At 53.7% G+C, this 19,212-nt stretch carries 18 protein-coding genes; 12 read left to right on the plus strand and 6 right to left on the minus strand.

What is annotated here, in order from left to right:
- Window positions 1-10: 10 nt before the first annotated feature.
- Together H8K20_RS02425 and H8K20_RS14000 are read left to right on the plus strand one after the other, a co-directional pair.
- On the plus strand, window positions 11-529 hold the full coding sequence (locus H8K20_RS02425; RefSeq protein WP_186487369.1) for a methyltransferase family protein: 519 nt from the start codon (window positions 11-13) through the stop codon (window positions 527-529).
- 270 nt (window positions 530-799) lie between these two features.
- A complete protein-coding gene (locus tag H8K20_RS14000) occupies window positions 800-1,390 on the plus strand; it encodes a sugar O-acetyltransferase (RefSeq protein WP_178089729.1) in 591 nt (196 codons plus the stop codon).
- Window positions 1,391-1,492: 102 nt separating this feature from the next.
- Here H8K20_RS14000 and yeiL read toward each other — a convergent pair whose 3' ends face one another.
- Window positions 1,493-2,179, minus strand: a complete 687-nt coding sequence (yeiL, locus tag H8K20_RS02435) for a transcriptional regulator YeiL (RefSeq protein ID WP_186487370.1) — start codon at window positions 2,177-2,179, stop codon at window positions 1,493-1,495.
- A gap of 122 nt (window positions 2,180-2,301) precedes the next feature.
- Between yeiL and rihB the strand changes: the two genes are divergently transcribed.
- Complete coding sequence (gene rihB / locus H8K20_RS02440) at window positions 2,302-3,237, plus strand: ribosylpyrimidine nucleosidase (protein WP_186487371.1); 936 nt, start codon at window positions 2,302-2,304, stop codon at window positions 3,235-3,237.
- Between the two features lie 119 nt (window positions 3,238-3,356).
- Here rihB and upp read toward each other — a convergent pair whose 3' ends face one another.
- The 5 genes from upp to H8K20_RS02465 all read right to left on the minus strand — a co-directional run bounded on the left by upp (window position 3,357) and on the right by H8K20_RS02465 (window position 7,387).
- On the minus strand, window positions 3,357-3,989 hold the full coding sequence (upp, locus tag H8K20_RS02445; protein WP_105203584.1) for a uracil phosphoribosyltransferase: 633 nt from the start codon (window positions 3,987-3,989) through the stop codon (window positions 3,357-3,359).
- A 42-nt stretch (window positions 3,990-4,031) separates the two neighbouring features.
- A complete protein-coding gene (gene rpiB, locus H8K20_RS02450) occupies window positions 4,032-4,472 on the minus strand; it encodes a ribose 5-phosphate isomerase B (protein ID WP_105203585.1) in 441 nt (146 codons plus the stop codon).
- Between the two features lie 97 nt (window positions 4,473-4,569).
- Window positions 4,570-5,286, minus strand: a complete 717-nt coding sequence (gene tsaB / locus H8K20_RS02455) for a tRNA (adenosine(37)-N6)-threonylcarbamoyltransferase complex dimerization subunit type 1 TsaB (protein WP_186487372.1) — start codon at window positions 5,284-5,286, stop codon at window positions 4,570-4,572.
- A gap of 3 nt (window positions 5,287-5,289) precedes the next feature.
- Entirely contained in the window at window positions 5,290-5,718 is a 429-nt protein-coding gene (gene tsaE, locus H8K20_RS02460) for a tRNA (adenosine(37)-N6)-threonylcarbamoyltransferase complex ATPase subunit type 1 TsaE (RefSeq protein ID WP_105203587.1), read from the minus strand.
- A 1-nt stretch (window position 5,719) separates the two neighbouring features.
- Entirely contained in the window at window positions 5,720-7,387 is a 1,668-nt protein-coding gene (locus tag H8K20_RS02465) for a formate--tetrahydrofolate ligase (RefSeq protein WP_186487373.1), read from the minus strand.
- Between the two features lie 320 nt (window positions 7,388-7,707).
- Here H8K20_RS02465 and H8K20_RS02470 point away from each other — a divergent pair, with 320 nt between their 5' ends.
- The 9 genes from H8K20_RS02470 to H8K20_RS02510 all read left to right on the plus strand — a co-directional run bounded on the left by H8K20_RS02470 (window position 7,708) and on the right by H8K20_RS02510 (window position 19,138).
- Entirely contained in the window at window positions 7,708-8,832 is a 1,125-nt protein-coding gene (locus tag H8K20_RS02470) for an FtsW/RodA/SpoVE family cell cycle protein (protein ID WP_154865822.1), read from the plus strand.
- A 147-nt stretch (window positions 8,833-8,979) separates the two neighbouring features.
- Entirely contained in the window at window positions 8,980-9,687 is a 708-nt protein-coding gene (locus H8K20_RS02475; RefSeq protein ID WP_154865821.1) for a Bax inhibitor-1/YccA family protein, read from the plus strand.
- 60 nt (window positions 9,688-9,747) lie between these two features.
- On the plus strand, window positions 9,748-10,272 hold the full coding sequence (locus H8K20_RS02480; RefSeq protein ID WP_186487374.1) for an AAA family ATPase: 525 nt from the start codon (window positions 9,748-9,750) through the stop codon (window positions 10,270-10,272).
- A gap of 507 nt (window positions 10,273-10,779) precedes the next feature.
- Window positions 10,780-11,754 carry an AAA family ATPase gene (locus tag H8K20_RS02485; RefSeq protein WP_186487375.1) on the plus strand — a complete coding sequence of 325 codons (975 nt, stop codon included), beginning with the start codon at window positions 10,780-10,782 and terminating at the stop codon, window positions 11,752-11,754.
- Window positions 11,755-11,917: 163 nt separating this feature from the next.
- Entirely contained in the window at window positions 11,918-12,958 is a 1,041-nt protein-coding gene (locus tag H8K20_RS02490) for a DUF58 domain-containing protein (RefSeq protein WP_186487376.1), read from the plus strand.
- A 14-nt stretch (window positions 12,959-12,972) separates the two neighbouring features.
- A complete protein-coding gene (locus H8K20_RS02495) occupies window positions 12,973-15,681 on the plus strand; it encodes a transglutaminase domain-containing protein (protein WP_186487377.1) in 2,709 nt (902 codons plus the stop codon).
- Between the two features lie 17 nt (window positions 15,682-15,698).
- Window positions 15,699-16,766, plus strand: coding sequence for a nucleoside hydrolase (locus H8K20_RS02500; RefSeq protein WP_186487378.1), 1,068 nt, complete (start codon window positions 15,699-15,701; stop codon window positions 16,764-16,766).
- Window positions 16,767-16,776: 10 nt separating this feature from the next.
- The gene (locus H8K20_RS02505) at window positions 16,777-17,892 is read left to right on the plus strand and encodes a nucleoside hydrolase (RefSeq protein WP_186487379.1); all 1,116 of its coding nucleotides are present in this window, start codon (window positions 16,777-16,779) and stop codon (window positions 17,890-17,892) included.
- A 43-nt stretch (window positions 17,893-17,935) separates the two neighbouring features.
- Entirely contained in the window at window positions 17,936-19,138 is a 1,203-nt protein-coding gene (locus H8K20_RS02510; protein ID WP_186487380.1) for a hypothetical protein, read from the plus strand.
- Window positions 19,139-19,212 lie beyond the last annotated feature (74 nt).

Genomic DNA, 19,212 nt, shown 5'->3' on the forward strand with positions numbered 1-19,212 from the left:
GGGTGCGGGAATGGGGTTTTTATTGCTGCTCCCATTTTTTGGTGTGCGCTTTGGGCTGCTGGGTCGATACGGCCGGGAGTCGGTGCTGCGCGCGGCCCATTTTGCCCCCATACAGGGGGGCGAGAGAGTGGCCTACTGGCTGTACCAGCTGACTAGTGTGGCGATCATCGTCTACATCGGCGTATCGCAGATACAGACCCGGCCGGCGTGGCTGTTTGCCGGTGGGCTGGCGGTGTATATTGCCGGGCTGGCGCTGCTGGCGGCAGCGGTGGTGGCTTTTGCCGCCACGCCGCCTGGGAAGATGAGCGTGAAGGGGCTGTACCGGCTGTCGCGCAACCCCATGTATGTGGCGTATCTCGCGATCTTTGCCGGCTGTGCGCTGCTGGTGCAGTCGTGGCTTTTGGCGGCGCTGGTGGCGGTGTTTCAGGTGTCGGCGCACTGGATCATCCGCGCGGAAGAGCGCTGGTGCCAGCGGCAGTTTGGCGACGACTACCGCCGGTATATGCAGCGGGTGCGGCGGTATTTTTGAAAAGGCCGGTGGCGTGTAGCTGCCGGCTTTTTTGCTGGCGTGCGGGAGCGGGGAGATCGCGTTTTGCCGGGGCGCAGCGGCATGGATGGCCGATGGGGAGACTATGGAGACCTGTGGGATCGGGGCACTTTAATGGTGGAAAAGCGGAAGCTACCCGATGTGTGCTTTAAGAGGCAATTGTCCTTGACGGGACCTGAGTCAGCTTATACAGTGGTGGTAGAGAGACGTTTGCCGCCGGGACCGGAGCGGACGGGGAGAGGAGAGCTTGCGATGCGCGAACACCGGCAACTTTTAGAGGATATGGCTGCGGGGCGGCCCTACGACGACTTTGACCCATGGCTGGCTGATCGCCGTAAGCAGGCGGCGGCCGCTATAGCCCGCTACACCCAGTGCTACGGGCAGCAGAATGAGACGGGTATGCAGCGCGCCCTGGATGAGCTGCTGCACGACCGGGGAGAAGGGGCGCATATCGTGCCGCCGTTTTCGATGGAGTTTGGCTTTTTCGTCACCTTGGGGGCGGGCAGCTTTGTCAATCAGGGGAGCATTTGGCTGGACTGTGCACCGGTGACCATTGGCCGGGAGGTGATGATGGGGCCGCGGGTGTGCTTTTTCACCTCGGACCACGCGCTGCTGGCCGACGAGCGGCTGGCCGGCGATATCGTGGCCCGGCCCATTACGGTGGGCGACCGGGTGTGGATTGGCGGCAATACCACCATTTTGGGCGGCGTGCACATCGGCGACGAGGCGGTCATCGGCGCCGGCAGTGTGGTCACCCGCGATATTCCTCCTAAAGTGGTGGCGGTGGGCAACCCCTGCCGGGTGCTGCGGCCCATTACCGAGAAAGACCGTTTGCGCCGGTAGAGATACTGCCCCGGTGTATGCTTATAGACAGCAGAAGGAAAAGCACCCTACAGGCACACGATATCGTGTGCCTGTAGGGTGCTTTTGTGCAGGGAAGACGGGCTAGGGGAGCTCCCACTGGGGGTCCATCTCGCGGGCCAGAGATAGCAGGGCTGGCCGGTCGGCGATGCGGTAGCCGCCTTCGTCTTTGGCGATGTAGCCCAGGCGCACGAAATCGGCCAGCACATACAGCAGATGCCGATACGATACGCCCAGATACTCGGCGGCGTGGCCGTGCTTTTCGCGGTACCAGCCCTCGGGGGCGGCGATCAATAAAAACTGCGCCAGCCGGTTTTCCAGCGGAAAACCTTTATTTTGCGATAGGGAGAGCACTGTACGGTAGTTTTTACTGCCCAGGTAATCGCACAGGCGGCGCAGAAAGCGGGCGTCTTGCAGCAGCTGCTGGCGGCAGCGGTCTACCGGCAGGGCCAGGCAGTAGCAGGGCACCAGCGCCTGTACCGCCCGCGACTGCCGCTGGATGCCAAGCAGTTCCATCTCCCCTACAAAGCAGGGGGCTTTAAAGAAGTCGATCAGCGACACCTTGCCGTTGGGCAGCGTGAGGTACAGCTTGGCCCGCCCTGCTACCAGGTAAAACAGGTGGTGCAGCTGCGCGCCTTCACTGACGATATAGTCGGTCGCTTCGGCGTGGTACAGCTGGGTATAGGGGGCAGCGTCGAAAGAAAAGCACTGTAAAAAGTCGGATCGCTGCAAAAAATGGGCGCGCAGTTTGGCATCGTTTATCTGCTGCATCGGTATCCCTCCCGAAATATGAGAAATCTCATATACAGTATAGCACGGCCACTGCTATACTACAAACAACGAAATACACCTTGTGCCCCAACACGGGGCGGCCATAGAGGGAGAGGTATATCATGGACAGACAGAAGATCATTCTCGACTGCGACCCGGGTCACGACGACGCTATCGCCATTATGCTGGCGGCCAAGCACCCGGCCATCGACCTGCTGGGCATCACGGTGGTGGCCGGCAACCAGACGCTGGACAAGACGCTGCCCAACGCGCTGCACATCTGCCAGACCCTGGAGCTGGATGTGCCGGTGTATGCCGGCATGCCGCTGCCGCTGGTCCGCCAGCAGGTGGTGGCGGCCAATATCCACGGCGAGAGCGGACTGGACGGCCCGGTATTTGAGCCGCTGACCCGCTGCGAGGAGAAGATCGGTGCGGTGCAGTTCATCATCGACACACTGATGGCCTCTGACGGCGATATCACCCTGGTGCCGGTAGGCCCGCTGACCAACATCGCTGTGGCCATGCGCGCCCAGCCGGCCATTGTGCCCAAGATCAAACAGATCGTACTTATGGGCGGGGCCTATGGGCTGGGGAACACCACCCCGGCCGCCGAGTTTAACATCTACGCCGACCCCGAAGCCGCTCACGTGGTGTTCTCCTCTGGTGTGCCGCTGGTGATGATGGGGCTGGACCTGACCAATCAGACTGCCTGCACCATGGCGGTGATCGAGCGCATGGAGGCCATAGGCAACCGCGCCGGCAAGCTGTTTGGCGACATCATGCGCTTTACCCACAAGACCCAGCACGACGCCTACGGCCTGGATGGCGGCCCGGTACACGACGTCACCTGTGTGGCCTACCTCATCGACCCCACCATCTTCACCGTGCAGGATATGTACGCCGAGGTGGATATCACCGGTGGGCCCAGTTATGGCCGCACTCTGTGCGACTACTACCACGTGTACGGCGATAAGGCGCCCAACTGCAAAGTGGGCATTACACTGGATCAGGAGCGCTTTTGGGACCTGGTGGCCGAGAGCGTAGAGCAGTACAGCTAAAGCGATGCTGCCGATATGCAAATAAATAGGGGCGGGACAGCACAGCTGCTGTCCCGCCCCTATTTTGGTACCGGTGACTATGCCGGAACACCTATGTACAAAAGATGGTGCAAAAGAGATTATTTGGTGCCGAAGATACGGTCGCCGGCATCGCCCAGACCGGGGACGATGTACTTGTGGTCGTTGAGGTGATCGTCGAGCGCACCGACGTAGATCTCGACGTCGGGGTGTGCCTCTTCCAGCGCGGCCAGCCCTTCGGGGGCGGCGATGATGCACATGAATTTGATCGAGCGGGGATTATAGCTCTTGACCAGGCCGATGGCGTCGATGGCGCTGCCGCCGGTGGCCAGCATGGGATCGAGGACCACTACGTCGCGCTCGCCGATATCGGTGGGCATTTTGCAGTAGTACTCGACCGGCTTCATGGTCTCGGGGTCGCGGTACAGGCCCACGTGGCCGATCTTGGCCGAGGGCACCAGGTTGAGGATGCCCTCCACCATGCCCAGACCGGCGCGCAGGATGGGCACGAAGGCGATCTTGCGGCCCGAGATGATCTGCGCTTTGGCGGTGGCGACAGGAGTCTCGATCTCCACCTCTTTTAAGGGCAGGTCGCGGGTCGCCTCGTAGCACATCAGCATGGCGATCTCAGAGACCAGCTCTCTGAACTCTTTGGTGCTGGTGTGTTTGTCGCGCAGCAGCGAGATCTTGTGTTTGATCAGCGGATGGTCCATGATAAAGGTCTTTTTGGCCATAGTCAATTCCCTCTCTTTACTTTACACGTCCCGGCGGGGGAGTTATCTCTCGTTGTCCAGCTCGGTGAGCATATCGATACGGCGCTGGTGGCGGCCGCCCTCATACTCGGTCTCGAGGTACACGTCGACCAGTTCACAGGCAGCGCCCGGGCCCAGCACCCGACCGCCCATACACAGCACGTTGGCGTTGTTGTGCATTTTGGTGTATTTGGCGCTGTAGTAATCTGAGCAGCAGGCGGCGCGAATGCCCTTGACCTTATTGGCTGCCATCGAGATACCGATGCCGGTGCCGCAGAACAGCAGACCGCACTCGCATTCGCCGGAGACGATGTGGGAGCAGACCTCTTTGGCGATGACCGGATAGTCCACGCTCTCGCCGTGGCAGCCACAGTCGATGTAGGCGATACCTTTTTCGTCCAGGTGCTTGAGCACCGCTTCTTTCAGCTCGTAGCCGCCGTGGTCACAACCAACTGACAATTTCATAGTAAACAGCTCCATTCTGCCGCTGCGCCCGGCGCATTTCACAGTATCTGCCCGCCGTGCGCAGTGCTGGCGGGCTGCGATCAGAGGTAAGTACCTATCAGTCAGCCCCACTCGGCGCCGACTGCTGGCGTTGGGCCAATTCCCGCTGGGCCTGCGACAGCCGGATATAGGAGATACCCAGGTCGCGGGCGGGGCCGGCCTCGCCTTTTTGTATGTGTGCGGCCGCGCATTGGGCAACTGCCCCGGCGCGGGTAAAGAGCAGGTGGGCCGGCGCCAAGCGCACCCGGCTGTCTGCCCCTACAGTATTATAGCACAAGCTGGCTCCGTCGCCTAGTAAATATACCGGTAAATTTTCGTCGCTGCAGGCCGTCAGTACGCCGGCGGCATCGGCGGCACAGTCATCGGTGAGGCGGCGGATACCGCTCTCATCGCACAAAAAGGCGGCGGTGTATACCTGGCCGCGTCGGGCGTCCATGGCCGGCACGATATAGCCGTGCCAGCCCAGCAGGTTATAGGCGGTGGCCTCGAGGCTGGAGACGCCCACACAGGGCCGCTGCAACCCAGCACACAGCCCCTTGACTGCCGCGGTGCCGATGCGCAGCCCGGTAAATGAGCCCGGCCCGTGGGTGAGGGCCAGATAGTCGGTATCGCCAAGTTGCAGCTTGGCATTTTGCAATGTGCTGTGCAGCATGGGCATCAGCGTTTCGCTGTGGGTGAGCCTGGTGTTTATAAAACTCTCGGCCAACAGCACATCGTTTTCCCACACTGCACAGGAGGCCGATTTGGCCGAGGTATCCAGTGCCAGTATCCGCATCGGTCAGGCGCCCCTCTCAAGATTTTCTACCACGATGCGCCGCCGGTCTTCACTCAGCGGCTGGATGGTGATGTAGATGGTGTGTTCCGGCAGGGCCGGCTGGATGTTCTCGCTCCACTCGATGGCCAGTACGCTGTCGCCGGCATCCAGATAGTCGTAGTAGCCGGTAGTCTCCAGGTCGTCGAGATCCAGGATGCGGTACATGTCGAAGTGATAGAGCGGCAGCGGGCCCGGGTACTCGTTGACGATGGCAAAGGTGGGGCTGGACACCTCGCCGGTGGCGCCCAGGCCGGCGGCCAACCCGCGGGTAAAGGCAGTTTTGCCCGCCCCCATGCCGCCGCGGTAGGCCACCACGTCGCCCGGGCGCAGCCGGCGAGCCAGCTTTTTGGCCAGCGCCTCGGTCTGCTGTGTGCTCTCGGTGATAAATTCCATACTAAAACAACCCCGTGATATTGCCCTCGTCGTCGATATCGATACTCTCGGCCGCCGGGACTTTGGGCAGGCCGGGCATGGTCATGATGTCGCCGGCCAGCGCCACCACGAACCCGGCCCCGGCCGAGAGGCGCACCTCTTTTACCTGCAGGCGAAAGCCGGTAGGCCGGCCCAGTTTGGCCGGGTCATCCGACAGCGAGTACTGGGTCTTGGCGATACAGACCGGCGTTTTGCCGTACCCCAGTGCCGCGATCTGGGCGATCTGCTTTTGGGCGGCGGCGGAGTAGTCCACCCCGTCGGCGCCGTAGATCTTTTGGGCGATGGCCGCGATCTTCTCCTCGATGGGCAGCTGTTCGCTGTAGATGGGGGAGAAGTGGCTGGGCTGCCGGCAGGCCTCTAAAATGAGCCGGCACACATCGGTGCCGCCATCGCCGCCGCGGGCGAACACATCGGATACCGCCCAGGGCACGCCCAGCTCGTCGAGACAGGCGCCCACGGCGGCGATCTCGGCCCCGGTATCGGCGTAGAAGTGGTTGAGAGCCACCACCACCGGCACCCCGTACTGCTGCATATTCTGCACGTGGGCCACCAGATTGGGCAGACCGCGCTGCAGCGCTGCCAGATCCTCTTGCTGCAGTGCATCTTTTTTGACGCCGCCGTTATACTTGAGCGCCCGCACCGTGGCCACCACCACGATGGCACTGGGGGCAAGGCCCGCCTGGCGGCACTTGATATCTAAAAATTTCTCGGCCCCCAGGTCGGAGCCGAAGCCCGCCTCGGTAAAGCAGTAGTCGCCCAGCTTGAGTGCCAGACGAGTGGCCCGCACCGAGTTACAGCCGTGGGCGATGTTGGCAAACGGGCCGCCGTGTAAAATGGCCGGCGTTCCCTCCAGCGTCTGCACCAGATTGGGTTTTATGGCGTCTTTGAGCAGCGCGGTGACCGCGCCGCTTATATGCAGGTCGCGCACGTAAACCGGCTGGCGGCCGAAAGTATAGCCCAGCAGAATGTTCCCCACCCGCTGTTTTAAATCGTGCAGATCGTCGGCCAGACAGAGGATGGCCATGATCTCGCTGGCTACCGAGATGAGAAATCCATCCTGCCGAGGTATGCCGCTCAAAGGACCGCCCATCCCCACCACGATCTGCCGCAGGGCCCGGTCGTTCATGTCCATGGCGCGCTTAAATACCACCCGCCGCGGATCGATCCCCAGCTGATTTCCCTGCTGCAGGTGGTTATCGAGGCAGGCGCAGATGAGATTGTTGGCGGCGGTGATGGCGTGCATGTCGCCGGTGAAGTGGAGATTGATATCCTCCATGGGCACCACCTGGGCGTAGCCGCCGCCGGCAGCCCCACCCTTTACCCCGAACACCGGCCCCAGCGACGGCTCGCGCAGGGCGATGACACAGTTTTCTCCCAGTTTTTGCATGGCTTGCCCCAGCCCTACGGTGGTGGTGGTCTTCCCCTCGCCGGCGGGGGTGGGGTTGACGGCGGTCACCAGCACCAGCTTGCCGTCGGGACGGCCGCGCAGCCGGTCGAAGAGCGGCTGGGTCAGTTTGGCTTTGTAGTGGCCGTACGGCTCGTACTCGGACTCGTCGATGCCCAGCTGGGCGGCAACTTCTTTTATGGGCCGCATGCGGCACTGGCTGGCGATCTCAATATCGGTCAGCATATCCTCACCCCTGTATCAAAGTCGTCCGGCGATGCCCCTGGCTGCGCCGGCATGTAAACAATTGGTGAACGGCGGCACATAAATGCGGCCCTAAAAGGGCCGTTTTGCCCGCCGTAGCAGGGGCCGTGCCGCAGGTATCAAAAATAAGTATAGCATATTCAGCCAGCGAATTAAACTGCGCATTTCCTTGAATAACCCCGGTTTTTTTAGTACAATGAACCTATTCTATCTGCGGGTTGCCGCGCGGCGGCCCGGCTGATCGCGTAAGAGGTGTTTTTCGGGCGGCGTTGCCGTCCCGTTTTCAAGAGAGGTCCATATTTATGTTAAAAAAATTGACCGCCTCGGTGGCCGACTATTTTCGGCGCACCGACAAGGTGCTGTGGCTGCTGTGCTTTACCTGTAGCGGCATGTCTCTCGTGCTGCTTTCGTCGCAGGTGTTCTACGAATTTTTGAGTATTCGGGTGGTGATGACCCAGGCTATCGCCACGGCTATCGGGGTCGTGGCGGCGGTGATCATCTCGAAACTGGACTTTCATGTGGGGTTTACCTTTTGGAAGTACCACGTGGTGATCTGCTGGGCGCTGGTGCTGGCTACTTTTGTATTTGGTATCCAAAACCCAGGCGCCGACGACAAAGCCTGGCTGCCGATGCCTTTTGGTATGACTTTTCAGCCCACCGAGCTGGCCAAGCTCTCGTTCATCTTTACCTTTGCCATGCACCTGAATGCAGTGGGGGACAACATCAATCAGTATAAAAATGTGCTCATGCTCTGTCTGCACGGGGCGGCGCCTATTTTGCTGATCCATCTGCAGGGCGACGACGGCACGGCACTGGCTTTTGCGGTGATCTTTGTGGCGATGCTGTTCGCCGCCGGTATCTCGTGGCGGTATGTGCTGGCCGGGCTGGCACTGGCGGCGGCGGCAGTGCCGGTGTTTTGGAATTTCATCCTCTCCAGCCACCAGAAAAAGCGGTTTTTGACCATATTTAACCCCGAACTGGACCCGCAGGGGGTGGGCTTTCAGCCGTTACAGAGCAAGATCGCCATCGGCAGCGGCAAGATATTTGGCCTGGGGCTGTTTGGCGACAATGTGCCGCGGGAAGTGCCCTACATGCGCAACGACTTTATTTTTAGCTATGTGGGACAGACGATGGGCTTTATCGGCTGCCTGCTGGTAGTGGGGCTGCTGCTGGCGGTGGCGGGCAAAACGCTGTTTGTGGCCCGGCGCTCGGCGGACAAGCAGGGCTACTTTGTGTGTGTGGGCATTTTTGCCGTACTGCTGTTTCAAATACTGGCCAATGTGGGCATGTGCATCGGTGTGATGCCGGTCATCGGCCTGACGCTGCCGTTTTTTAGCGCTGGGGGCACCTCGGTGATGGTCTTGTACCTGGCTATCGGCATCGTGATGAGCGTGTATATGAACTCGAAGACCGAGCTGTTTACCTGAGCCGCTACGGTCTGGTCTCAAAATGACCGCTGCTGGCAGAGCGCTGCCGGCGGCGGTTTTTAGCGGGATAAAACGGGCGGTGGCAGTTGAAATAGAGAACCTGATACAGTATACTGTTACTAAATAGAAAGAGGAGGTAATCTATCTATGTACGACGCACAGACCGGTGCCTGGATCGGCACCGAGCAAAATGTGAAGACCCCGCTGTACAGACATGTAGCCAAGACATACCTGTGGATGTTTATTGCTCTGGCCATCACCTTTGCCACTTCTTATGGGCTGTACGCCACCGGTGCAGTGCTGGCGCTGTTCGTGACCCCGTGGATGCCGCTGGCCCTGCTGATAGGCAAGCTGGTGTTGGTGGTGGTACTCACCGCCCGCCTGCAGAAGATGTCGCTGACGGCGGCCCGTATTACCTTTATCGCTTATGCGGTGACCACCGGTATCGTCTTCTCCACCCTATTTTTGATGTATGACGTGACGGCTACCATCTTTGTTTTTGGCGTCACCTCGCTGTACTTTGGGGTGATGGCGGCGGTGGGCCTCATCACCAAGCGCGACCTGTCGGGCTTTGGCCCCATGATCGGTATGGGGCTTATCGCCCTGATCATCATGGGACTGGTGAGCATGTTTTTTAATTTTTACATGCTCGACACGGTAGTCTGCTTCGTGGGCCTGATCCTGTTTTTGGGCATCACCACCTACGATTCCAAAAAAGTAAAGGACTACTACTACAGCTTCCAGGGCGACCCGGCTATGCTGGATAAGATCTCGATCTATTCGGCTTTAAACTTGTACCTGGACTTTATCAATATCTTTTTGTACCTGCTGCGCCTGCTGGGCAAACGCAAGTAGAAATGCAAAAGAGCGCCCGGCCGGGCGCTCTTTTTATATGCTGAGAAGGGAAGGTGCGCTGTGCCTACGCTGTTTATGGTCGGCGGCCCTATGGGGGTAGGCAAGACCACTACGTGCCAGGAGCTGAAACGGCTGCTGCCAAACTGTGTGTTTTTAGACGGAGATTGGTGTTGGGATATGGACCCGTTTGTGGTAAACGAGCAGACCAAGGCGCTGGTGCTGCAAAATATCACTACACTGCTGCAGAATTTTTTGCGCTGCGGTCAGTTTATGAACGTGGTGTTTTGCTGGGTGCTGCACGAGGAGCAGATATGGCGGCAGCTGCTGGACCGGCTGGACTTACTCGGTTGGGAACTGTGCCAGGTGGCACTGGTATGCAGTGAAGAGCAGCTGGTGTACCGGTTGCAGAGCGATGTGGCGCGCGGTCTGCGCACCGCAGATGTCATCGATCGCAGCAGGCAGCGGCTGGCGTCTTTTGCCAAACTGCCGGTGCCGCTGCTGGATACCACCGACCGCACGGCCAGACAGGCGGCGGAAGAGATCGCGCAGCTGGCGGACAGGGGAGAGATAGCGGGGCGCTGGTAGATAGAGTAAGATGTGGGTGTTTTGACTGTGGATTACAGGGCTGAGAACGGGGCGATCGCGGAGCTGCCGGCGCAGTCAATTTGGCATGAATAGCGGTAGGTGGCGAGAAGACTGTGGTTTGACTGTAGGGGATCACTTAGGTCCATGGAGCCGGCATTTTGATGTTGGTAAAGTTGGATTCTGGGGCAATAAGGAAACGGGAGAGAAATAGTGTGGTGGTACAATGTGCTTGATTGTATTTTAAAATATACAAATATATAAGGAAAAATGGTACTGATCAAAAGAAAATAACAAAAAGCAGCCGTTGTAAATTGATTTACAACGGCTGCTTTTTGTTGATCTTCTTATAGACTGCCATTTTTACTACCGGCAACTTAGCTAAGGTCTGGCTTTGATTTTTAAGTAAAACGAAAAAAATACAAAATTCTATTTACATACAAATATGATAAGTGCATTATGTATATATGATCATAGTAATAAAACAAGTTGTGATAGGTGGGTAGAATTATGTCGAATGGAAAAGAGATCATGGATCGAGTGCTATATGAAATTAAAAAGGCGGTGGTGGGGAAAGAAGAGGTGGCTGGGAAAATCTTGATGGCTCTGACTGCCGGCGGACATGTGCTGCTAGACGATATCCCCGGTGTGGGCAAGACTACGTTGGCTCTCTCTTTCTCCAAAGCTCTGTCACTGGATTATAAGCGGTTACAATTCACGCCCGACGTCACTCCATCGGATATCACCGGATTTATGATGTACAACAAAAAGAGCGGTGAGTTTGAATACAATACCGGCGCCATCCTCTGTAATCTGTTTTTGGCTGATGAGATCAACCGTACCAGCGCCAAGACCCAGTCAGCCCTGCTGGAGGTCATGGAGGAGGGACGTTTTACTGTGGAGGGGGAGACCCGTCAGGTGCCACAGCCCTTTATCGTCATCGCTACACAGAACCCCATAGGCTCTATTGGCACGCAGCAGCTGCCTGAGAGCCAATTGGACCGCTTTATGATCTGCCTATCTATGGGTTATCCTACCCCGGAAGAACTATCTGTGATCATGAAGCAGAGACGAGTCGATAATCCCTTAGACAAGATCAACTCGATCTTGTCTAAGGAAGACATTTTAAATATGCGCAAAGAGGCAGCGGAAATTTTTGTACACGATGCGATTTATGATTATGTGTCGGCTCTGTCGACCAAGTCGAGGGAATTTGATATGGTCTCCTTAGGACTGAGTCCCCGTGGATCGATGGCACTTATCCGTATGACCAAGGCGAGAGCATATCTGAGCGGGCGCGATTTTGCCATCCCTGACGATGTGCAGAATTGTTTTGGTGACGTGGCGGTCCATCGCCTGCTATTGAGCACCAAGGCCAAAGTAGGGGGTGTCACCGCGGCTCAGATAGCCAAAGACATCTTATCTCAGGTTGAGGTACCCCAGATATCGGAAGAATTGCTGATGGGAGAACATGTAGAAAGCTGAGGTGAGGAATATGCGGAGGAGCCGTATACTATATGGGTTCTTATGCTTTTGCGCGCTGGCATTCGCCAGTGTTTATTGGGATTACCTCTCCTTTTTGATCTTTGTCAGTTGCCTTATATTTCCTCTTTTTCTCTATCTGCAACTTCGGCTTGTGGCTAAAAAAATGAAGCTGCAATTCTCCTTTTCCCCTGATACACTACATAAACAAGAGACACTGTCGCTGGTATTTACCGTAGAAAACAAATCCCGCATTCCCGCAGCACAGGTGGGGATTTGTTATCAGTTAAAAAACGAGTTATACCCTCAACTTACCGACCACTATGTATATCTACTGGGCTATGCGAAAAATCGGCAGTCAGTTTCGATTGCCGTACAGCCCCAGCATGTGGGCTACCACAAGTTAGTGGTAAAGGAGGCACTGGCATACGACTTCTTGCGGCTATTTAAAGTGAAGATTCCCATAGAAAATGATAATGGTGAAATTGCAGTGTTGCCGCGCATTTTAGACAGCAGTGCACAGCTGGGAGAACGGTATTTTTTTGAGGCGGATGACAGTGATCTGTTTTCTAAAACTCGTATGGGTAATGACCCGTCGGAGATATTGAAGTTGCGCCCCTACCAGCCGGGTGACAGGCTCAACCGCGTTCACTGGAAACTGACGGCTAAAGGGGACGATTTCGTCGTAAAAGAACCGGGCATGCCCATCCGCAGCGATACCTATCTTATTTTGGAGCTCTATTCACCCATGGGACAAAACAAAGCAAACATCGATGGTATTATTGAGTCCCTGTGCATTTTGTCCATGCTATTTTTGCAAGAAGGGGTGGAGCACACAGTATTTTGGTATGATGACACGGCAACACAGATGCAGCGGCAACCCATTTTTACCATGGATGATCTGTACGTTGCTATAGAACGTGTTTTACGCACCGATGTGTATGCCGGTAATCTGTACGCAATGGAGACCTATAGTGCCCAGTATGATGTGCTGTTTGCAGAATGCAGCAAAGTGTTTTACTTGGGACCGCAACTGCCCAAACAGCGGCTCAATTTGCTATCTCCACAAAAAAGCAGTAAACTCACAGTTTTTTGGGTAGACGATTTTAGTGAGGTTGAGAAGGTGGATATTGACTGGTCCAGCGCCTCCGTTCAACTTGTAGACTGCAAAAACCCAATTACCGCTTTTAATGAGATGGTTCTATAACAGGAGGGGCGAAGATGAAAAAACTAAAAGCAGCCCTCTCTCGCTGGCGGAGAAAAACAGGTGATAGTTCTGTCATCGCAAATGATGATTTTGTCTTTCTATCTGATATGAAAACACATAGCGATAAAGATTTGCCGAAACAGCGGCTAAGTATCGCGCTGGGATTGTACATTTTGAGTTCCGCCAGCTTTTTAGTGACATTTTTCACACTCTATGATTTTCCAGATTGGAATGTCTCCCCTTGGTGGTTGGGCATTTTAGTAGTTTCTGGGGCTATATTTTACAGTATTCCTCCCATTCGGCACAGTAAGAAAATAGGGTGGATCTCCCTGGGCATAGGTGCTTTGGCGGTGGGATTTCTCGCCTGGTTTGGAAATGAATCTATCCTGTGGGGCGCCAAAGCGATTATCAATGATGTGATAGATCGAATAAATCTCATCACCAGATACTTTATCCCCCCGCTGCGGGTCCCGGCACAGTACGACACGGTAGAAAATATACACACCTGTCTAATCCTTGTTTTGGGAATATGTGTTTTCTGTACGGCTTATGCAGTGATCTGCTCTCCCAATATTGCTGTTTTTTTACTGCCGACTGGTGCAACTATTTTTACCGGATTAGCCTACGAGTTAGTGCCGAACTATTTCTCCTTTATTTTGTTATTGATCTGCTATGTTGTGATCGCTTTTTTGCAGGTCTCTACTTGGAAAAGCCGCCGAAAGAATGATTTTACTACATATTTCTCCGAACAAAAAAGCAGAGGTACATTTCAGAATGTATTTGTCAGCAATTATGCACGGCGTGAGGTACGCTTTGGGTTTGGAATAACCTGCAGCCTTTTTTTACTGGCGACATTTTTGATCTCTGCCGCAATAGGAGTGGCCGTATTTTCTCCCGCCGTCTACCAGAGTAAGCCGGTCGTCGCTGTGCGAAAAGAACTGAGTAATATCTTTATAAAGAAAAGGCACATAGATAGATGGCTAGAGCTTTATAATGGCCAGGTCAGCATGACCCCCAATTTTGTACAGATCTTTGCTATTCCCTCCAAAGATTTAAAAGTGCAGTCTGCAGATCTGGGGCAGACGCTTTATTTGAAAGGATTTGTGGGAGCTAGTTATGAGGGGGATCGCTGGGAGAGTATTGATAAAGACCGTGAGACGATTCAGAGCCAAAGTTTTAGTGAGAGAAGTCGTCATGTACAAAATATCCCTGCCGATTATATTGCACTTAATGCCTCTGTAATTAAAAATCCGAATCTTGATATAGCATACGAAACCCAAACAGACATACTGCTTTACGACGCTTTAGCATATGCGCATAAGCGCTTTACATACATCCCTTACCAGGCAAAATATCCTGATGCCACGGCAATTTCTGTTGGTAAGGATGACACGACCGGGCAGGAGATCTTTACAGACGTGCCCACTGAGATATACGGTGACAGTACGATGTTCCCCCGTTTAGATCGATTTGCCGGGAATTACGAATTTTCGTATTTTGCCACGCAGTCGCTGTTGGATACAGATATGCTCTCTTACTTGGAGACAGCGGCAAAAGAGTCTTCCGAAGCGGCACTGCTGTTGCAGGACGAACAGACCTACCGCAGCTTTGTACACGATTACTACACTCGTTTGCCAGAGAATAAATTTGACCAGCTCAAAGCACAGTATACACCGCAAGCTAGGATCGATTCAGGAAGCTTATCAGGCTTTGTGGAACAGGTAAAAGCAGATCTGGCTGCCACCGCCACGTTCTCCCTGAACGGGAATCCTGCCCCGGCCAAAGGAGAGGACTTTATAGAGCACTTCTTGTACACCGGTAAGCAGGGGCACTCTTCGCATTTTGCCTCTGCAGCTGCAATCATGTTCCGCTCTGCGGGTATCCCAGCCCGTTATGTGGAAGGATACCGCATCGATCCAGAAGAGGATATAAAAAAAGGCGATCCCGATTTTGTTACCACGATCACCAATTTGGGGAATGGCGAACAGCAGAGCGCGGTTGGCTACACGTATTGGCTGACCGGAAAAAATATGCATGCCTGGGTAGAGATCTACTTAGATGGATTTGGCTGGGTGCCAGTGGAGGTCACTCCGGGCTTTTCACAACAAACAGAGTTTGACCCGGCTTTGTATCAGGGCGAAAAACTGCCAGAAAAAGAGAATGATTTTGTACCTCCAAGCGAGAGCGGCAATGTCACCTCTGGCGGAATAGCACCCAGCATCGGCCTAGCGGAAGCAAAATATAGTACCCTCAAGTCACGGGTATTTAATATCAGCTTTTTAACGGTGAAAAAGATCCTGTTTTTTACAATCACTATTGTCATCTGCGCGGCGCTCATGTTTTTGGTACTGCGGCGGTATGTGTGTCTACAGAGAGAAAAACGGCGTTTTTACACAGATGACATTCGGCGCAATACGATCAACCTATACCGATATTTAAAAAAGGTGCTGGCATTTTTTGACGTTTCTGTTGAGAAGAGCGCCTCATATGAGAGTTATCGCCAGGCATTTTCAGAGAAAATACCGGCTAAACATCCCGAGATCGAGCAGGATTTTGCCAATGTCTTTTCCACTGCCGTGAAAGTCGGATTCGGCGATAAGGTCATAGACGCTGAACAGATGAAAAAGTGTCTGTCTAAGGTGCAGAATATTTTAAATGTTATGTCCGGTACGTTGGGACCGTTACGGCGGTGTAAGCTCATTTTCCTCCGGGCAATTTGGTAGAGGGGAGAGAATAGCTTGTGAAACGATTACTTGCACTATGTGTGTGTGCTGCACTGCTGTTTTCTGGCTGTGGTGCTGCAGGAAAACAAGCCCATATCTCCACTGCTCTGACACAGCGTACGCCTATTCTGATCGATAGCGACGGCAATATCTCGGACTTCTATGCGCTGGCGTATGTAAATACCTGTGATAAGCTAGACCTGCGCGCTATCACCTGCAGCTATGGGGCAGTATCGCTGGAGCAGGCAGGCATCAATCTCCTCTCATCAGCAGAACTCTATGGCTTTTCCTGTCCGGTCGCGTTGGGGGCGCGCTATCCCACGTCTTCGTTTGTGATCTACAACAGTCAAACGGATGGGAAGAATGGGCTGGGAGACGTGATATTACCTACCCCTAAAAAACAGTTTGACAGCCGTCCAGCGTGGCAGGTGATGTATGAAACTGCCAAGGAGGAGGGGGGTAAGTTACAGATTATCTGTATGGGCCCCTTGACCAATGTGGCACGGGCAATTACAGAGTATCCGGATTTTAAAGACTATGTTGCGGGTGTCACCACCACTGCCGGGGGCGGCAGTGTAGAGGATCTGGCGTCTGATGGAACCAGACTCACCGGCCCGGTCATGCCTGAACAGAGCGATCTGCTCAACGACACAGGGGCACTGGAAACGCTCACTACGAGTGGTATTCCTGTTACTTTGATCGGCACGTATGTATCTCCCGGTTATTTTTTAGGCTATTCCCCTGAAAAGGGAGCAGAAAACACATTGGATGTGTGGCTTGCTCCTGAAAGCACCTATAGCGAGTACTTCCTTGCTGTGCGCGAGCACTTTAAGGCTTCGGGAAAATTTCAAGATATCGCCGCTTTTCCCAGTGTGATGGCGATATTGAGCGTCATTGATCCGACCTTACTCACATATTCCCCATTGAAGAGCGCCGTGTGCAGGGAGAGCACCTTAGAGATCATGCAGATGCCTATGCAGGATCGGGACAGCAGTACTATCCAAATCGCCACAAGCATCTCCGACCTCGATCAGTATGACGAGATGTTTATGTTTATGCCCATCTATTATAGGGCACAAGAGTAGGAGGCTTTATATGAAACGCTTTACCGCCTTAGCTCTCTGTATGCTATTTATACTTGCTGCATTTTGTGGCTGTGACGACTCCGATTTAGGGGAGGATCCCGTGCGGACGACATTAACAGAGAATACGCCTATTATTATCGACAGTGATGGCAATATATCTGATTTTTATGCAATGGGTATCGTTAATACCAGTGACAAGTTACAATTAAAAGCGCTCACAGCTACCTACGGCGCTGTCTCCGCAGAGCAGGCGGGTAAAAATCTGCTGGGGATGGCAGAGCTTTATGGTTTTGACTGCCCTATTTCTATGGGTAAAACCGAGCCGCTGGTAAAGCTCTTTAAAGCTACGGGTATTGCTGACGGCAAATATGGCCTGGGTGGAGTTGTGCTGCCAACGGGGAAAAAGAAGCTTTCCGATAAACCGGCATGGGAAGTAATGTACGAAGTGGCAAAAGAGTCGGACGGCAAACTGCAAATCATCTGTATGGGGCCGCTGACGAATGTGGCTATGGCAGTCAATACCTACCCGGATTTTGCCCAGATGGTGGCAGGCGTCACTACCAATGCCGGAGTGAGCAATTTGGATAAGGCACTGCAAGAGGGAAATGATGTAGTAGCGATAATTGAGAATGGCGAGGTCGACCTTCTCTCTGACCCCGATGCATTTCTTACGGTTGCAAACAGCGGTATTCCCCTGCGCTGTATCGGTGATAAGCTCGCCAATCGACTCCGTTTTACCTACAATGGCCAGGAACACGAGAGCGAATTAGACCTGTGGCTAAAACCCAAAAGCAAGTATTCCGACTATTTTATGCAGGTGCGCAAACATTATGAAAAAGAAGATAAAGAACTTGAAAGCGCTTCGTTCCCCAGCGCGGTATCTTTGGCCAGCGTTATCAGCGATGATATCGTAGGTTTTGATGCTTTTTCTACTGTTTCAATAGAAAGTGATTCTCTCCGTCTTACGAAACCTGGGGAAGAGAGTGAGGGGACCATTCAAATCGCTGTCAATTATAAAGACTACCCCACTGTTGTAGATAATCCCAACGACCAGAGTGAAAATGGTCTCACCCGGTATTCAGACATTATTTGGCAGATGCCTGCGTATTATAGCAAGCACAAGTAAGCCCCCTACTATGTAAAATTCCCACAATATTGGAGGGTCCTCTATGAAACTACTGAAAAGGCCCCACTCCCCGCGCAGAGTGGTGATCCAATGTACCGCTGCGGTGCTTGTCTTGGCATTCCTTTTAGCCACTGCCGCATATGCTGGGGTCAAGAGTGTGAGAGAGACTCCCGAATATACCACCAAGGCCGGTATCTTGAGAATAAATTCTGTAGTGGTATCCCATGCTGGGAAGGGCTATATTATCCTGCGCCAAGAATACCAAAATCCATTTTTTAAAAATTTTAAAGATATCGAGTATGCCTCTATGCAGCTAGCTGCAAATGCGAGCAAGGTAAGTGCCGTAGCTAAGATCGGTGCGACTACATATTTAGGTGACAGCACCTCCTACAAAGTGTTTTATGGGGGGCAAAACGGTGCATTTTATACCTACTACACGGTTGCCCTACAGGGAGATATACCTACTGACGCCCAGGAGATTACTGTTGACATTGAGGGAATGGGTGAAAAGACACTGCCCCTGTTTCGCTTGGACACACAGCAGCCATCTCAAAAAGTGTGGCAGCTGCCAGACGGCCAGGTAACGACTCAGTTTTATCCGCTGACGCCAGAAAGAGATGAGATACTTGTTCGCTGTGTGAGCAGTAACCCACAGAAACTGCACAGTCCGGGGATCGATCTGGTACAGATGGGTGGCGAAGACAATAGTTTACAGAGTGTACTGGAACTGCCTATTGAGATATCCCCTGAGGAGACACTGGTATTATACCGCCGTGAAAAGAAGCGGGAGAGTCTCAGCATGTTTGAGCGGACCCCCAAAATAAATGACTTGCTCTACCAAGGGCTTACGTTCTCCTATTATCCGACCTCAGCAGTAAAATTGGAGTTTCCGGTTCCTACAGAAAAAGAAATACCCGTACTGTTTGAGGATCAAAAAGTAGAGTTTTCCCCTGAGCTTCGGGCGCCATTAGTCGGCATGATCAAGCAGACGAGCAATGATATATGGTTGCTGCTCGATATTCCCCAAGTATCAGATTATTTAAAAGTGTGGGAATTTGAGTGCAACATCCCCAACGTGTCAGAGGATAAGAGCGTTACAAAACTGGGGGGGATCAGTACTGATGATATGTCTGAGTACCCTATAATTTGCCCGATTTCATCCGATCAGGAGACCTTTTCTTGTGAGATCGTTCGTCTGAGTTATTTTTATCCGGTAATTGGTTGGGCTTTTGGACAAGGTGAGTAATTATAGTTGCTTTTAGATGGGAAAGTGATGTATCGTATAATTAAGATAGTGTCGAAAAGTTCAGATAAGATAGA

The sequence above is a fragment of the Neobittarella massiliensis (ex Bilen et al. 2018) genome, from assembly GCF_014269355.1.
GTDB lineage: Bacteria > Bacillota > Clostridia > Oscillospirales > Ruminococcaceae > Neobittarella > Neobittarella massiliensis.

Coding starts and splice junctions, on each gene's coding strand:
- H8K20_RS02425 (WP_186487369.1), top strand. CDS start 11: ATGGGGTTTTTATTGCTGCTCCCATTTTTTGGTGTGCGCTTTGGGCTG.
- H8K20_RS14000 (WP_178089729.1), top strand. CDS start 800: ATGCGCGAACACCGGCAACTTTTAGAGGATATGGCTGCGGGGCGGCCC.
- yeiL (WP_186487370.1), bottom strand. CDS start 2,179: ATGCAGCAGATAAACGATGCCAAACTGCGCGCCCATTTTTTGCAGCGA.
- rihB (WP_186487371.1), top strand. CDS start 2,302: ATGGACAGACAGAAGATCATTCTCGACTGCGACCCGGGTCACGACGAC.
- upp (WP_105203584.1), bottom strand. CDS start 3,989: ATGGCCAAAAAGACCTTTATCATGGACCATCCGCTGATCAAACACAAG.
- rpiB (WP_105203585.1), bottom strand. CDS start 4,472: ATGAAATTGTCAGTTGGTTGTGACCACGGCGGCTACGAGCTGAAAGAA.
- tsaB (WP_186487372.1), bottom strand. CDS start 5,286: ATGCGGATACTGGCACTGGATACCTCGGCCAAATCGGCCTCCTGTGCA.
- tsaE (WP_105203587.1), bottom strand. CDS start 5,718: ATGGAATTTATCACCGAGAGCACACAGCAGACCGAGGCGCTGGCCAAA.
- H8K20_RS02465 (WP_186487373.1), bottom strand. CDS start 7,387: ATGCTGACCGATATTGAGATCGCCAGCCAGTGCCGCATGCGGCCCATA.
- H8K20_RS02470 (WP_154865822.1), top strand. CDS start 7,708: ATGTTAAAAAAATTGACCGCCTCGGTGGCCGACTATTTTCGGCGCACC.
- H8K20_RS02475 (WP_154865821.1), top strand. CDS start 8,980: ATGTACGACGCACAGACCGGTGCCTGGATCGGCACCGAGCAAAATGTG.
- H8K20_RS02485 (WP_186487375.1), top strand. CDS start 10,780: ATGTCGAATGGAAAAGAGATCATGGATCGAGTGCTATATGAAATTAAA.
- H8K20_RS02490 (WP_186487376.1), top strand. CDS start 11,918: ATGAAGCTGCAATTCTCCTTTTCCCCTGATACACTACATAAACAAGAG.
- H8K20_RS02495 (WP_186487377.1), top strand. CDS start 12,973: ATGAAAAAACTAAAAGCAGCCCTCTCTCGCTGGCGGAGAAAAACAGGT.
- H8K20_RS02505 (WP_186487379.1), top strand. CDS start 16,777: ATGAAACGCTTTACCGCCTTAGCTCTCTGTATGCTATTTATACTTGCT.
- H8K20_RS02510 (WP_186487380.1), top strand. CDS start 17,936: ATGAAACTACTGAAAAGGCCCCACTCCCCGCGCAGAGTGGTGATCCAA.